This is a genomic window from Massilia sp. LXY-6, from assembly GCF_051233485.1.
In the GTDB taxonomy this organism is placed as follows: Bacteria; Pseudomonadota; Gammaproteobacteria; order Burkholderiales; family Burkholderiaceae_D; genus Telluria.
In genome coordinates this window covers 1-15165 of record NZ_JBKFGF010000028.1, presented here as the reverse complement: position 1 = coordinate 15165, position 15165 = coordinate 1, and the positions used below count along the sequence as shown (strand labels likewise).

The 15165-nt window shown below is 66.2% G+C and carries 13 protein-coding genes and 1 pseudogene; 10 read left to right on the top strand and 4 right to left on the bottom strand.

Annotation, left to right across the window (positions count from 1 at the left end; translation table 11 throughout):
- Positions 1-620 precede the first annotated feature (620 nt).
- From ACI48D_RS14030 to ACI48D_RS14015, 4 genes are all read left to right on the top strand, one after another.
- The gene (locus ACI48D_RS14030) at positions 621-1574 is read left to right on the top strand and encodes a hypothetical protein (RefSeq protein ID WP_435571851.1); all 954 of its coding nucleotides are present in this window, start codon (positions 621-623) and stop codon (positions 1572-1574) included.
- A gap of 2 nt (positions 1575-1576) precedes the next feature.
- Positions 1577-2905 carry an HlyD family secretion protein gene (locus tag ACI48D_RS14025; protein ID WP_435571850.1) on the top strand — a complete coding sequence of 443 codons (1329 nt, stop codon included), beginning with the start codon at positions 1577-1579 and terminating at the stop codon, positions 2903-2905.
- A complete protein-coding gene (locus tag ACI48D_RS14020) occupies positions 2905-5091 on the top strand; it encodes a peptidase domain-containing ABC transporter (protein WP_435571849.1) in 2187 nt (728 codons plus the stop codon). The genes ACI48D_RS14025 and ACI48D_RS14020 overlap by 1 nt, the downstream gene beginning before the upstream one ends.
- 101 nt (positions 5092-5192) lie before the next feature.
- Entirely contained in the window at positions 5193-5555 is a 363-nt protein-coding gene (locus ACI48D_RS14015) for a DUF4870 family protein (protein ID WP_435571848.1), read from the top strand.
- 13 nt (positions 5556-5568) lie between these two features.
- Here ACI48D_RS14015 and ACI48D_RS14010 read toward each other — a convergent pair whose 3' ends face one another.
- Genes ACI48D_RS14010 through ACI48D_RS13995 form a run of 4 tightly spaced genes read right to left on the bottom strand, consistent with a single transcriptional unit; the run spans position 5569 to position 9516 of the window.
- Positions 5569-6222, bottom strand: a complete 654-nt coding sequence (locus ACI48D_RS14010; protein WP_435571847.1) for a flavin reductase family protein — start codon at positions 6220-6222, stop codon at positions 5569-5571.
- A gap of 20 nt (positions 6223-6242) precedes the next feature.
- Entirely contained in the window at positions 6243-7508 is a 1266-nt protein-coding gene (locus ACI48D_RS14005; RefSeq protein WP_435571846.1) for an MFS transporter, read from the bottom strand.
- Between the two features lie 20 nt (positions 7509-7528).
- On the bottom strand, positions 7529-8683 hold the full coding sequence (locus ACI48D_RS14000) for an acyl-CoA dehydrogenase family protein (protein ID WP_435571845.1): 1155 nt from the start codon (positions 8681-8683) through the stop codon (positions 7529-7531).
- A gap of 11 nt (positions 8684-8694) precedes the next feature.
- Positions 8695-9516, bottom strand: coding sequence for an IclR family transcriptional regulator (locus ACI48D_RS13995; protein WP_435571844.1), 822 nt, complete (start codon positions 9514-9516; stop codon positions 8695-8697).
- A gap of 325 nt (positions 9517-9841) precedes the next feature.
- Here ACI48D_RS13995 and ACI48D_RS13990 point away from each other — a divergent pair, with 325 nt between their 5' ends.
- The 6 genes and pseudogenes from ACI48D_RS13990 to ACI48D_RS13965 form a co-directional block, all read left to right on the top strand.
- Positions 9842-10003 carry an enoyl-CoA hydratase-related protein gene (locus ACI48D_RS13990; RefSeq protein WP_435571843.1) on the top strand — a complete coding sequence of 54 codons (162 nt, stop codon included), beginning with the start codon at positions 9842-9844 and terminating at the stop codon, positions 10001-10003.
- A 2-nt stretch (positions 10004-10005) separates the two neighbouring features.
- A complete protein-coding gene (locus ACI48D_RS13985) occupies positions 10006-11535 on the top strand; it encodes a 3-hydroxyacyl-CoA dehydrogenase (RefSeq protein ID WP_435571842.1) in 1530 nt (509 codons plus the stop codon).
- Between the two features lie 30 nt (positions 11536-11565).
- On the top strand, positions 11566-12768 hold the full coding sequence (locus ACI48D_RS13980) for a 3-oxoadipyl-CoA thiolase (RefSeq protein ID WP_435571841.1): 1203 nt from the start codon (positions 11566-11568) through the stop codon (positions 12766-12768).
- Positions 12769-12782: 14 nt separating this feature from the next.
- Positions 12783-14006 carry a CaiB/BaiF CoA transferase family protein gene (locus tag ACI48D_RS13975; RefSeq protein ID WP_435571840.1) on the top strand — a complete coding sequence of 408 codons (1224 nt, stop codon included), beginning with the start codon at positions 12783-12785 and terminating at the stop codon, positions 14004-14006.
- A 13-nt stretch (positions 14007-14019) separates the two neighbouring features.
- Positions 14020-14769, top strand: a complete 750-nt coding sequence (locus ACI48D_RS13970) for an electron transfer flavoprotein subunit beta/FixA family protein (RefSeq protein WP_435571839.1) — start codon at positions 14020-14022, stop codon at positions 14767-14769.
- 186 nt (positions 14770-14955) lie between these two features.
- Positions 14956-15165 (top strand): annotated as a pseudogene (locus ACI48D_RS13965) (electron transfer flavoprotein subunit alpha/FixB family protein); the annotation flags it as partial.

Genomic DNA, 15165 nt, shown 5'->3' with positions numbered 1-15165 from the left:
CAAAAATATGAGAAACAGAAATGTCATCATGTCCTGGACAAATAGCCGTTGGTCCGAAACCTGGGTCCGCAATATTTCGCGAACAAAGCACGTTCGCGAAAGAATTTCTCGTCACCCGATGTTGAGTGGACGAGCGCCGCCCATCGCCTCCCATTAATCCTTACCGGTTACCGATTCCACTGACGGAGAAGTCAGAGCCCGATAAAAAACGGGAACGGGACCTTTCTATCGAATTTGCCCGATGGGCAAATCCCTGCAAAGCAATCACGCTCAGGGAAAACCGCCAATTCGTAGTTGCCATACGGTTGGTTGATTGATTGATTGAAGGAGAGAGATCATGCGTAAACTCACCAGCACCGAGCTGCAGCACGTGTACGGCGGTGGCGGCGATTATCAGCCGCCCCCGTGCAAACCCACGAGCAATCATTCCACCCGAAGCACGAGCCGCAACAGTACCCGGGAATGTGCGCCCGCTTCCGGTTCGACGAGCTGCAAACGGGCGTCGGGCAGCTAGCTCGCCGGGCGCCTTGCTAACACCGGCGTGTAAGTAGAGCGCGTCGCCGTGCGCCCGCAACTGGCCTGCGGCGACGCTTCCCCTTATTTCTGCGCGTGAGCCTACCATGAAGCAATATGAGCCTGTCAGCAATCAAGCAACGATCACGAACACGATCCAGAGAGAAATGTGGCTGCTCGGCCAGCCGCCGTTGACCAGGTACCTCGACTTCGTCAAAGGCTTCGGCGTCGACGGTTCCGGGTGCGACCGTGCCCGGCTGGTGCGGGAATGGAGCGGCGCGAACGACTATTACGACGAGCTGGAGGAACGCGAAGCCGGCATTGCGGACGCCCTGGAATGCCTGCCCCTTCCAGGCCAGATGAGGGCGCAGGCCGGCAAGCTGATGGACGCTCCGCGCTTCCGGTACACGTTCGACAGCCTGCCCACGCATCTCGAGATGGTCAGGCTCGACCGGCTCGTCATTTGCCAGAACCACGTCAACCGTGACTTCGTCGACGGCCTGAAGGAAGGCTTGGGACCATCCCCCGGCCCGAGCGCATTGTTCGATTTTTGCCAGCCGTCCGAGGATCGCTGGCCGGCGGTGCAGATGCGCGAACATGGTTTCCGTCACTACAGTTTTCGGTCCGACTCGGCGGACCTGCGTTTGCACGAATCGGCCCTGCTGCGAGCCGACCAGCTGCAAGGCCATGACACGGCCGGTACCGTGTCGGGGGCGGTGGGCGTGATGGTCGGCTTCAGCTCCAACTGCCTGAACGCGATCCGTGACGACGACAACGGCCGCCTGCTGCTGAATAACGGCTACCACCGCGCCGTTGCCCTCCTCGAGCTTGGCATCACGCATGCCCCCTGTGTCGTGCAAACCGTCACCCGGCGGGACGAGCTGGACCTCACGGCCAAGGCGGTCGTCGCCAGGGACCCGGGTTACTTCTTCAACGGCAAGCGGCCGCCCCTGCTGAAGGACTATCTGGACCCGCGCATCGCCAAGACCTTCCCGATTCGCAAGGTATCGAGGGTCATCGAAGTGCACGTCGAGGTCCGGGAATTCTTCGCCCCGGATTAGCCATGGATATCGTGCGCAACAAGCGGACAGCGGTCGCCACCGAGCCGGCAGGCGCCGACGACGTGCCCCTGTTCAGGCCGGAAGTGCTGGCCGAGCGCCAGACCCAGTGGCTGGGCCCGGTGATCGTCAAGCCGCGCGCCTCGCACCGCTGGTTCGCGCTGTTCGCGGCCGCCGCCGGCGCCGGCCTGCTCGCCCTGCTGTTCGGCGCGAGCTACGTGCGCAAGGCGCATGTGAGCGGCTGGCTGGTGCCCGACCAGGGCGTGGCGCGCGTGTTCGCGGCACAAAGCGGCGTGGTGACCAGGTTCCTCGCCAGGGAGGGGCAGGAAGTCCGCCAGGGCCAGCCCTTGCTGGTGGTGTCCACCGAACAGCAGAGCATGGCGCTGGGCAATACGCAGGCGAATATCGCACGCAGCCTGGCCATGCGGCGCGACAGCCTGGATGACGAAGCGCGCCAGAACCAGCAACTGCTGCGCCAGCAGAGCGCCGCGCAGAGCGCCCGCCTGGATGCGATACGCACGGAACAGGAACAGTTGAAGGAAGAGATCGGCCTGCAACAATCCAGGCTGGACCTGGCGCGCAAATCCGAGGAGCGCCAGGCCGAGCTGAGAAAGCGCGGCTTCATCTCGGACCAGCAGGTGCAGACCGCCACCGAAGCCAGGCTCGATAATGCCTCGAAGCTGCGCGTCCTCAGGCGCAACCTGACCGAACTGCAGCGCGATCGCCTGGCGCTGGAAGGCGATTTGCGCGACCTGCCCCTGAAGTTCCAGGCGCAGATCGCCGCCATCGAACGCAACAGCGCCGCCGTCACCCAGGAGCTTGCCGAAGTCGAAGCGCGCCGCGAGATCATCGTGCCGGCGCCGAAAAGCGGCACCGTCACCGCCATCCAGGCGGAGCCCGGCGGCGGGGTGACGCCCTCCGTGCCGCTGTTGAGTATCGTACCGTCCGGCGGCATGCTCGAAGCGCACCTGTACACGCCGAGCCGCGCCATCGGATTCGTGCGCCCCGGCCAACGCGTGCTGCTGCGCTACCAGGCCTACCCTTACCAGAAGTTCGGCCACTATGGCGGCGTGGTCACCAGCGTTGCACGCTCGGCCCTGAACCCTGCCGAACTGCCGGCGCAGCTGTCGGGCCTGGCGGGCGGCGGCGAGCGCAACGGCGAACCGGTCTACCGGGTCACGGTGCGGCTGGACAGCCAGCACGTCACGGCCTACGGCAAGCCGGTGCCGCTGCAGCCCGGCATGCAGCTCGAGGCCGACCTGCTGATCGAGCGGCGCCGCCTGATCGACTGGGTCCTCGATCCACTGTATTCGTTCACCGGGAAGTGGAACTGATGAGCCTACTTGATGAACTCAAGCTCGGCCTCGGCCGGCAGTTGCCGATGCTGCTGCAGACCGAAGCGGCCGAGTGCGGGCTCGCCTGCATCGCGATGCTGGCCGGCTACCACGGCAATATGTCGGACATGGCGCAGCTGCGGCGCCGCTTCGGTCTCTCGCTCAAGGGCTCGACGCTCAGGGACATGACCTCGATCGCCGACCAGCTCGGCTTCGCCGCGCGCCCCTTGCGGCTGGAGGCGGACGAATTGCCGCTGCTGGAAACGCCGTGCGTGCTGCACTGGGACCTCAACCATTTCGTCGTGCTCAAGCGGGTCGGCCCGCGCGGCGTGGCGGTGATTCACGATCCGGCCGTCGGCGTGCGCCGGCTGCAGCCCGCCGAGCTGGCGCGCCACTTTACCGGTATTGCCCTCGAGTTGACGCCGACCAGCAATTTCGAGGAAGGCCAGCGGCCGCCGCGCCTGCGCCTGAGCGCGCTGATCGGCAGGATGGTCGGACTGAAGCGTTCGCTTGCCCTGCTGGCCCTGATGGCCCTGGCGATCGAAATGTTCGCCATTGCCAGTCCCCTGTTCATGCAGTGGGTCGTCGATGAAGCCCTGGTCAGCGCCGACGAGGACCTGCTGCTCACCCTGGTGCTGGGCTTCACCCTGTTGCTGCTGATCCGGGTCGCCGTGACCAGCATGCGGGGCTGGATGCTGATCGCCATCTCGACGTCGCTGAAGGTCACCGGCCGCGCCAACCTGTTCTCCCACCTGGTGAACCTGCCGGCGAGCTACTTCGAAACCCGCCACCTCGGCGACGTGATGTCGCGCTTCGGCTCGCAGGAAACCATCCTCGCCGCGATCACCACCGATGCGGTCGAGATCCTGCTCGACGGCCTGATATCCCTGGTCACGCTGACCATGATGTTCATCTACGCACCGGGGCTGGCGACGGTGGCGCTGGCCGGCGCGCTACTATACGGGGTCCTGCGCTGGGCCGCCTACACGCCGCTGCGCCAGGCTTCCCTCGAAGCGATCGTCTGGGGGGCGCGGCGCGACACCCACTTCCTGGAAACCCTGCGCGGCATGAAGACGATCAAGCTCTTCAATGCCCAGGACGCACGGCGCTCCCAATGGCTGAACCTGTTGGTGCAGACCGTCAACCGGCAGATCACGGCCCAGAAACTCAGCCTCCTGTTCCGCTCGGCCAACGCCTTGCTGGTGGGCGTGATCGCGATCGTGGTGGTGTGGCTGGGTGCCCAGAAGGTGCTGCAAAACACGTTCTCGGTGGGGATGTTGCTCGCCTTTATCAGCTACAAGGACCAGTTCCTGTCGCGGGTCAGCGAATTGATCAACAAGGGCCTCGACCTGACCATGCTCCGCCTGCATGCCGACCGGCTCGCCGATATCGCCCTCGCCCCGCCCGAGGCGCGCGGCGGGCAGGCCGAACCGGACTCCGACCGGGCGCCGGTCGCCGTTGCCGTCCACCAACTGCGGTTCCGCTATGGGACCACCGACCCCTGGGTGCTCGACGGGGTGGATTTCCAGATCGCGGCCGGCGAATCGGTCGCCATCGTCGGCGAGTCCGGGTGCGGCAAGACGACCCTGCTGCGCATCCTGGCCAGCCTGCTCGACCCGAGCGAGGGAGAAATCCAGATCAACGGCCGTCCCCTCACCAAGGCGGTCCTGACCGACTACCGCGCGAAGCTGGGGGTAGTCCTCCAGGACGACCAGCTGTTCGCCGGCTCGATCGGCGACAACATCAGCTTTTTCTCCGACAATCCATCGCACCAGCGCATCCGCGAATGCGCGCGCATGGCGGCCATCGACGATGACATCTGCGCGATGCCGATGGGATACCATACCCTGATCGGCGACATGGGAACCGTGCTGTCGGGCGGGCAGAAGCAGCGCGTGCTCATCGCCCGTGCCCTCTATCACGATCCGGCGATCCTGCTGATGGACGAAGCCACCAGCCACCTGGACCTTGGCCGCGAAAAGGCGGTCAACGACGGCATCCGCGCGGTCCGGATGACCCGCATCATCGTTGCGCACAGACCGGAAACCATCTTGTCCGCGGACCGCGTCATCGTCCTGGAGCACGGCAAGATCGTCGAGGATGTGCGCACCCACGAGAGCAAGGTCGCGCTGCTGTCCCGCGCCGCCGCCTTGCGCCAAGCCGATCCGTGCGCGTCCGGCCCTTGATGACCGGCACGGTCCATCGTGGAGTTGCAGGTGCGCGCCGCCCGGGCGCGGGTTCGTCTATCGTTGAACCAAACCGACAACTCATCCACAGGGAGGACCACATGTCCCAGGAACTCGTCTACGAACGCGGACTCGAGGATGCGAAGCAGTTCGCCCGCATCCTGTATATCGCGCATGCGGCCACTTTCTTCTTTTCGCTCGGGATGCTGAACGTGCTGGTCCTGATCGTCAACTACATCAGGCGCCCGGACACCGCCGGGACCATGGTCTACTCGCACCACACCTGGATGATCCGCTCGTTCTGGTGGTACGTGGTGTGGATGGCGGTGGCGATCTTCCTGGCCATCACCATCATCGGGATTCCGCTGGCCTGGCTGGTCGGGGCCGGCGCCTGGGTCTGGATGGCCTACCGGATCATCCGCGGCTTCCTCGACCTGAACAACAACCGGGCGATGCCGGTCTGACCGGCATCCCCGCTCAGTTGTTCGGTCCGTCCCTGCGCAGGCGCGCTTCGACCTCGCGCAGCCGCACGTAGTTGGCCCGGCCCAGGCGTCCGACGGGGCGGGTCTCGATCCGGTCGAGCAAATCGATGCGATGGTTCTGCTCGCCCTTGCGGCCGGTGTACACCGCCTCGTCGATGTGCACGTGCTGCACGCTGCCCATGATCCATTTGTTGGCCCCCATGTCGAGGATGTCATGGAGCTTGCATTCGTAGGCGACCGGCGCGCCGGCCACGCGCGGCGCCCTGACGGTACTGGCGGGCGCCTCCACCAGTCCGGCGTAGCGGAATTCGCTGTCGCCGGGCGCGAGGTCGGCCGCCGTCTTGACCATTTCGTCCATCAGGTATTCCGGTACGATGTTGACCACGAACTCGCGGGTGGCCACGATGTTCGTATACGTGTCCTTCGGTATCCACTGGCCGGCGTGGTTGTCGCCGCGCGGGCCGCAGCTGAAGCCCAGTATCGGCGGCGACGGCGACACCACGTTGAAGAAGCTGAAGGGCGCGATGTTCGGCAGGCCCTCGGCGGAAATCGTCGACACCCAGGCGATCGGCCGCGGCACGACGGAGTCGCGCAGCAGGAAATACATCTCGGTCGGCTGGAAGTCGGCGGCGGAAAGCGAAATGGTCATGGTGGCGTTTGGCTGCTTGGTTACTGTTGCGGGTCGTAGAGTTTTTCCTTGATGAACAGCGCCGGCACGATCCCGCACAGGAAGTACGCCGCGCCCATCACCAGGAAGCCGAGTCCGATCGAGCCGTTGGTGGCCAGGTAGCCGATGCAGGCTGGAGCGATCGCCGCGCCGGCCCGGCCGACGTTGTAGGCGCCGCCCACCGCCGAGCCGCGGATCGAGGTCTCGAAGCTTTCGGTCATGTAGGTAGCGTTCACGCCGTACGGAATCCCGTACAGGAAGCCGAAGATGGTCAGCAGGTAGACGATGTTGTCCGGCGTGTGGTGGAACACGATCAGCGGCAGGAACACCGCCGTGCCGAGCGCACCGAAGGCGAAGATGGCGCGGCGCCCGACGCGGTCGGCCAGCCAGCCGGCGACGATCTTCCCGAGGATCATGGCGACATAGGTGCCGACCATGTAGCCGGTCATCGCCTTGAAGTTCATGTGCAGTTCTTTTTCGAGATAGGTCGGCATCCAGTTGTTGACGCCGTAGTAGCCGAACTGCAGGAAGCCGGCGGCCAGTGCCCACAAGATGAACATGCGGCGGTGGGCCGGGTTGGCGAAGATCAGCTTCATCGCGCCGGTCTGCTTTTGCCCGTTGCGTACGCCCGCCGCCTTGTCCGCGGCCAGCTTCTGGCGCGCGGCGATCCATGCGGCCGGTTCCGGCACCGCGCGCTGCATCAGCACGGCCAGGATGACCGGGATGATGGCGATGTAGAACAGCCAGCGCCAGCCATAGGTGGGCAGGATCCAGCCGGCCAGCAGGGTTGCCACGACATAGCCAACCGACCAGCCGGCCTGCAGGCTGCCGAGCACCGTGGTGCGGCGTTCGGTCGGGACGTATTCGGCCATCAAGGTGTTCGACACCACGTACACGGCGCCCAGGCCGATCGAAGCGATCAGGCGGAACAGGGCGAACTGTTCGAAGTTCTGGGTGGTGCCGAGCAGCGCGGTGCCCACCGAGAACAGGATGATGGTCCAGACCACCGTGCGCACCCGGCCGTAACGGTCCGAGGCCCAGCCGCCGAAGATGCCGCCGAAGGCCATGCCGGCCAGCGTGACGGTGCCGAGCGTGCCGGCCTGCAGCTTGGTCAGGCCGAACTCCTTGGTCAGGCTGCCCAGGCTGTACGACAGGAACATCAGGTCGGCGCCGTCGATCATCAGCGCCAGGAAGGCGAAGGCGAACACCACCTTCCACGTGTTTTGATTTGCCGCGGTGATGACCGCGCGGTTTGCTGCTACGTCCATGTCTCCTCCAAGAGTATTTCTTATGCTTGCGCGCTGCGGATCATGTTGCGCGCGATGACCAGTTGCTGGATCTGGGTCGTGCCCTCGTAAATGCGGAACAGGCGCACGTCGCGGTAGAAGCGCTCGATCGCGTATTCCGACACGTAGCCGGCGCCGCCGTGGATCTGCACCGCGCGGTCGGCCACGCGGCCGCACATCTCGGACGCGAACATCTTGCAGCACGCCGCTTCGGTCGAGATGTCTTCCTTGTTGTCGCGGCGCCGCGCGGCGTCGAGCACCATGCAGCGCGCCGCATAGATCTCGGCCTTGCTGTCGGCCAGCATGGCCTGGATCAGCTGGAAGTCCGCGATCGGCTTGCCGAACTGCTGGCGCTCGACCGCATAGCGCAGCGCATCGTCCAGCATGCGCTCGGCCACGCCCACGCAGATCGCGGCGATGTGCAGGCGCCCCTTGTCCAGCACCTTCATCGCGGTCTTGAAGCCGACGCCTTCCTTGCCGCCGATCAGGTTGGCGGCCGGCACGCGGCAGTTCTCGAAGATGACGTCGGCGGTATGCGCGCCCTTCTGTCCCATCTTCTTATCTAGCTTGCCGATGAAGACGCCCGGCGTGCCCTTTTCGACGATGAAGGCCGAGATGCCGCCCGCGCCCTTGATCTCGGGGTTGGTGCGTGCCATCACGGTAAAGATGCCGGCTTCCGGCGCATTCGTGATGAAGCGCTTGGTGCCGTTGATGACGTAGAAGTCGCCGTCGCGCACCGCGCTCGTGCGCAGCGAGGCCGCGTCCGAGCCGGAACCGGGCTCGGTGAGGGCGAACGAGGCGATCAGCTCGCCCGAGGCCAGGCGCGGCAGGTAATCGCGCTTTTGCTCTTCGGTGCCGTCGACGATCAGGCCTTGCGAGCCGATGCCGTTGTTGGTGCCGACCAGCGAACGGAAGGCCGGCGAGGTCTTCGCGATCTCGAAGGCGGCCAGCACCTCCTCTTCCATGGTCAGGCCAAGGCCGCCATACTCCTCGGGGATGCACAGGCCGAACAGGCCCAGCTCGCGCATGTCGTCGACGACATCGGCCGGGATCTGGTCGGTCTCCGCTACTTCGTTTTCCGCCGGCACCAGCCGCTCCCGCACGAAGCGGGACAGGGTGTCGAGCAGCACAGTCATGGTTTCTTGGTCGCGTATCATCTTCTTCCAACTCAGTTCGTAATTCTTCCCATCGAGCCGCCGACCTTGCGCACCAGCTCGGCCAGCGCCGGGCCGAGTTCGCGCTGCAGGTATTCGCGGCTGCACTTGAATGCGGGTTTGCCGCAATTGAAGGCCATCGTCGTGCCGTCCGGAGCCTCGAACGGCACGCCGACGCCGTAGACATCCTTGTCCCACTCGCCGAGCGACATGCAGAAGCCGTACTCCGCATAGTCGCGCAGCGCCTGTTCGACCCCGGCCTGCTGGCGGGGCCAATCTTCGCCGGCGCGCTCGCGCACCTGCTCCAGCAGCGCCGCGCGCTCGGACTCCGGCAGGCCGACCAGATAGCCGCGTCCGAGCGCGCTGGTGGTCAGCGACAGCCGCGTGCCGACACCGCGCTGCACGGTGATCGAGGCGCTGCTGCGAATCGACTCGACGTACACCATCGACAGGCGGTCGCGCACGGCGATCGACACCGAGCACTGCGCACGCTCGGCCAGTTCGCGCATCAGCGGCCGGGCGACGTCGCGCACGTCGAGCCGCGCCAGCATGCTGTAGCCGAGCGCCAGCACGCCGGCGCCGAGCCGGTAGCGGCCCTCGGCCTCCATGTGCTCGAGGTAGCCGAGCTTGGCCAGGGTGCCGGCCAGGCGCGAAACGGTCGGCTTCGGAATGCCGGTGCGGCGCGCCATCTCGGTCAGGCCGAGCTCGCGCTCCTGTGCGCCGAAGCAGCGCAACAGTTCCAGGCCGCGCGCCAGGGCCGTCACGAACTGCCGGTCCTTGCCCTCTTCCCTGTCATCGAATTGCTCGATGTCGCTGCCGTCGTCTAGCGCATGCATGTCTGTCTCCCTGTGTTTCGCTGATCCGGTTTGCCGGCTTCTGGTGCTGAGTCTTAATTCATCCTGTCATATCAATTCTCGTGATGTCAAGTATTTTCAAACCACTGGTCCGCCATGCGAACCACGCATATCGGCGATAGATTTTTCTGATACAGAGCGCCGCTACAGGCTTTACAAGCTGAGAGATTTTCAATATTCTGGCCTGCATCTTGATTTTTCGAACCGTTGGTCCGCTGTGCGAACCGCGATTCACCGTCCAGACCACGATGAACGACGTCATCCTTTCGCGCCCCGAAGCAGGCATCGCCGAGGCCACGCCATCGACATGCACCTGCGCCAGGTCCAGCGCCCGTGGCAGGCGATCGCCGGCTGCCCGAAGCCGGTGATCGCGGCGGTCAACGGCTACCCCTGGGGCGGCGGCTGCGAACTCGCGATGCATGCGGACCTCATCGTCGAGAAACACAAACCCAGCTATACGGGACAATAAGCATGAGCACGAATGAACAACCCGCCGACCTGATCGGCATCGTCGGCTGCGGCCTGATGGGCCGCGGCATCGCCCAGATCGCGATTCAGGGCGGCCTGCCCGTGATCCTGCACGACAGCCGCCCGGGCGCGGCGGAAGAAGCGCGCGCCGCGATCATCGCGACGCTCCAGAAGCTGGCCGACAAGGGCAAGATCGGCGCCCAGGACGCGCTCGACGCCGGTGCCCGCCTGTCGGCTGCCGCATCGCTGGACCAGCTGGCACCCTGCTCCACCGTGGTCGAGGCCATCGTCGAGAACCTGGACGCCAAGCAGGCACTGTTCCGCCAACTCGAAGACGTGGTCTCCGCCGACTGCATCCTCGCCACCAACACCTCGTCGCTGTCGGTGACGTCGATTGCCGCCGTCTGCAAGGCGCCCGGCCGCGTCGCCGGCTTCCACTTCTTCAGCCCCGTGCCGCTGATGAAGATCGTCGAGGTGATCGCCGGCCCGCTGACCGATGCCGGCGTGCCCGAACGGCTGACCGCGACCGCGCGCCGCATGGGCCATGCCCCGGTGCGCGCCAGCGACACGCCCGGCTTCATCGTCAACCACGCCGGACGCGGCTACCTGACCGAGTCGCTGCGCATCCTCGGCGAGAACATCGCCCCGCATCCGGAACTGGACCGCATCCTGCGCGACGCCGCGGGCTTCCGCATGGGCCCCTTCGAGTTGCTGGACCTGACCGGACTGGACGTGTCGCAGCCGGTGATGGAGTCGATCTACGGCCAGTATTACCAGGAGCCGCGCTTCCGGCCCTCGCCGATCGCGCGCCAGCGCCTGGCGGCCGGCCTGCTGGGACGCAAGAGCGGACGCGGTTTCTATGTCTACCAGGATGGCCGGAAGCAGGAAGCCACGCGCATCCCGGTGCCGCCCCGCGGCGAAGCTGCCGTGTGGCTGAGCGCGGCCGATGCCGCGGCCTGGCCCGCGGTCGACCGCCTGCTCGACACGCTGGCCGCATCGGGCTTCCAGCGCGACCGCGGCGAGCGCCCCGCCGGAAGCTCGCTGTGCCTGGTCCTCCCGCTGGGCCAGGACGCAACCAGCCTGGCGGTCGCCGCGCGCCTGGATCCGGCCCGCACCGTGGCGCTGGACCCGCTATTCACCGCAGGCCGCCGCACCCTGATGACCACGCCCGTGACCAGCGCCGCCTTCCGCGACGCCGCGCATGCGCTGTTCGCCGCCGACGGCACACCGGTATCCGTGATCCGCGACAGCGCCGGCCTGGTGTGCCAGCGCGTGCTCGCCACCATCGTCAACATCGGCGCCGACATCGCCCAGCAGGGCATCGCCAGCCCGGAAGACATCGACAAGGCGGTGACGCTCGGCCTCGGCTACCCGAAGGGACCGCTGGCGCTGGGCGATGCGCTCGGCGCCGCCACCGTGCTGCGCATCCTGGACGGCCTGTTCGACTTCTATCGCGACCCGCGCTATCGCCCGAGTCCGTGGCTGAAGCGCCGCGCCATGTTGGGCGTATCGCTGCTCACCCCGGAAAACTAATCGAAGAATACTGAAAATCAGAGGAAACCCATGCTCGACGCTTACATCTACTCCGGCCTGCGCACCCCGTTCGGCCGCCTCGCCGGCGCCCTCGCCCCGGTCCGTCCGGACGACCTGGTCGCCTCCGTCATCCGCAAGCTGGTCGCCGACTCGCCTTTCGACGCCTCGCAGGTCGAGGACGTGATCCTCGGCTGCGCCGGCCAGGCCGGCGAGGACAGCCGCAACATCGCGCGCCATGCCGTGCTGCTGTCCGGCCTGCCGCACACGGTGCCGGGCCAGACCGTCAACCGCCTCTGCTCGAGCGGCCTGGCCGCCGTGCTCGATGCCGCACGCGCCATCACCAGCGGCGAAGGCGAACTGTATGTCGCCGGCGGCGTCGAAAGCATGAGCCGCGCGCCCTTCGTGGTCGCCAAGAGCGAGTCCGCGTTCGGACGCGAGTTCAAGGTGTTCGACTCCGCCCTCGGCGCGCGCTTCCCGAACCCGCGCATCACCGCAGAGTACGGCGGCGACACGATGCCGGAAACCGCCGACAACGTGGCCGAGGACCAGGGCCTGAGCCGCGAAGACAGCGACCGTTTCGCCGCGCTGTCGCAGGCACGCTATGCGGCCGCGCTGGCCGACGGTTTCTTCGCCGGCGAGATCCTGCCGGTCGAGGTCCCGACCGGGAAAAAGACGCCGCCCCGCATCGTCGCCGACGACGAACAGCCGCGTCCCGCATCCACGCTCGAATCGCTGGCGAAGCTGAAGGCACTGCAGGAAGGCGGCGTGGTCACCGCCGGCAACGCCTCCAGCCTGAACGACGGCGCCGCCGCCCTCCTCATTGGCAGCCGTGCGGCCGGCGAGCAAGCCGGCGCCAGGCCGATCGCGCGCATCCTGGCCGGCGCCGCGGCCGGCGTCGAGCCGCGCGTGATGGGCCTCGGCCCGGCGTATGCGATTCCGAAGGCTCTGGAGCGCGCCGGTCTCACCCTTGCCGAGATGGACGTCATCGAGATCAACGAGGCCTTCGCGGCGCAGGTGCTCGGCTGCCTGAAGCTGCTGGACCTCGCCTTCGACGACCCGCGCGTGAATCCGAACGGCGGCGCGATCGCGGTCGGCCACCCGCTCGGCGCGTCCGGCGCCCGCCTGGCGCTGAGCACCGCCCGCGAGCTGGAACGCCGTAAGGGCCGCTATGCCGTCATCAGCCTGTGCATCGGCGTCGGCCAGGGCCTGGCCGTCGTCATCGAACGCATCTGAACCGGGAGCCTGAGATGTCTGGAGCACTGTCACACCTCCGCGTCCTCGACCTGACGCGTGTCCTCGCCGGCCCCTGGGCCTGCCAGATGCTGGCCGACCTCGGCGCCGAGGTGATCAAGATCGAACGCCCCGGCAGCGGCGACGACACCCGCGCCTGGGGCCCGCCCTACCTGAAGGACCAGGAAGGCCAGGACACCCGCGAGTCCGCCTACTTCCTGTCCACCAACCGCGGCAAGAAGTCGGTCACCCTCGACATCTCGACGCCGGAGGGCCAGGCGATCGTGCGCAAACTGGCCCTGGAAAGCGATGTCTTCATCGAGAACTACAAGGTCGGCGACATGGCGCGCTACGGCCTGTCCTACGACGACCTGAAGGCACTCAATCCGCGCCTGATCTACTGCTCGGTCACCGGCTTCGGCCAGGACGGCCCGATGGCGGGCTTCGCCGGCTACGACTTCATCGTGCAGGGCATGGGCGGGCTGATGAGCATTACCGGCGAACGCGACGACCTGCCCGGCGGCGGTCCGCAAAAGCTCGGCGTCGCCTTTTCGGACCTGATGACCGGCATGTACTCCAGCGTCGCCATCCTCGCGGCGCTGGAGCACCGCCACAAGACCGGCGAGGGCCAGTACATCGACATGGCGCTGCTGGACGTGCAGGTGGCGGCGATGGCGAACATGAACATGAATTACCTGGTATCCGGCAAGGTGCCCAAGCGCCAGGGCAATGCGCATGCGAACATCGTGCCCTATCAGGTGTTCAAGACGGCGGACGGCCACATGGTGCTGGCGGTCGGCAATGACCGCCAGTTCGCGAAATTCTGCGCGATCGCCGGCTGTCCGGAACTGGCCGCGGACGAGCGCTTTGCGACGAACAACAACCGGGTGCGCAACCGCGAAACACTGGTGCCGATGCTGGAGGAGGTGCTGCTGGCGCGCACGACCGCCGATTGGGTCGCGCCGCTCGAAGCCGCCGGCGTGCCCGCCGGCCCGATCAACGACATCGGGCAAACCTTCGAGCATCCACAGGTCAGGCATCGCAAGATGAAGGTCGACCTGCCCCATCCACTGGCCGGCAGCGTGCCCTCGGTGGCCAACCCGATCAAGTTCTCGGCGACGCCGATCGAATACCGCAGCGCCCCGCCCACGCTCGGCCAGCACACGCAGGACATCCTGTCCACGCTGGGCGGCCTGTCCGAGGCCGAGATCGCGGCGCTGCACAAGAATGGAATCGTCTGAAATGGAGAAAGCAATGAAAGTCCTGGTACCCGTCAAACGCGTGGTCGACTACAACGTCAAGGTCCGCGTCAAATCCGACGGCAGCGGTGTCGATATCGCCAACGTCAAAATGTCGATGAACCCTTTCGATGAGATCGCGCTCGAAGAAGCGACGCGCCTGAAGGAAGCCGGCAAGGTGACCGAGGTCGTGGCGGTGACCTGCGGCGTGACCCAGGCCCAGGAAACCCTGCGTACCGGCATGGCAATCGGCGCCGATCGCGGCATCCTGGTCGAGACTGGCGCTGAGATCGAGCCGCTGGGCGTGGCCAAGGTGCTGAAAGCCCTGGCGGATAAAGAGCAGCCGCAGCTGATCATCCTGGGCAAGCAGGCGATCGACGATGATTCGAACCAGACCGGCCAGATGCTGGCGTCGCTGCTGGGCTGGCCGCAGGCGACCTTCGCCTCGAAGGTCGTGCTGGAAGACGGCAAAGTGACCGTGACCCGCGAAGTGGACGGCGGCCTGGAAACCGTTTCCTTGACCCTGCCGGCGATCGTCACCACCGACCTGCGCCTGAACGAACCGCGCTACGTGACGCTGCCGAACATCATGAAGGCCAAGAAGAAGCCGCTCGAGACCATCAAGCCGGAGGACCTGGGCGTCGACGTGACCCCGCGCCTGAAGACCCTGAAAGTGTCGGAGCCGGCCAAGCGTTCGGCCGGCATCACGGTACCGGACGTGGCGACCCTGGTGGCCAAGCTGCGCCTTGAGGCCAAAGTCATCTGAAGGGCTCGCCATGCAAACCATGAGGGCACCCAGCAAAGAGCAGGTTCGCGAATGGCTCGTGCAGCGGCAACGCGTACGCGCACCATTGCCGACGCCACGCGAGGTGCGCGAACAGCTGGGCTGGGCGCTGGACAATCACCCGCCGGCGGACAAGTGTGCACCGGCGCAAAAGACGAAAGATATTGTATGACTTCCCTGATCATTGCAGAACACGACAACGCCACGCTCAAGGGCGTGACCCTGAACACCGTCACCGCCGCAAGCCAGTGCGCTGCGGTATCCGGTGGCGAAGTCCACATCCTGGTCGCCGGCAGCGGCTGCGGCGCCGTCGCCGAGCAGGCCGCGAAGATTGCCGGCGTCTCGAAAGTGCTGGTCGCCGATGCGCCGCACTTCGCC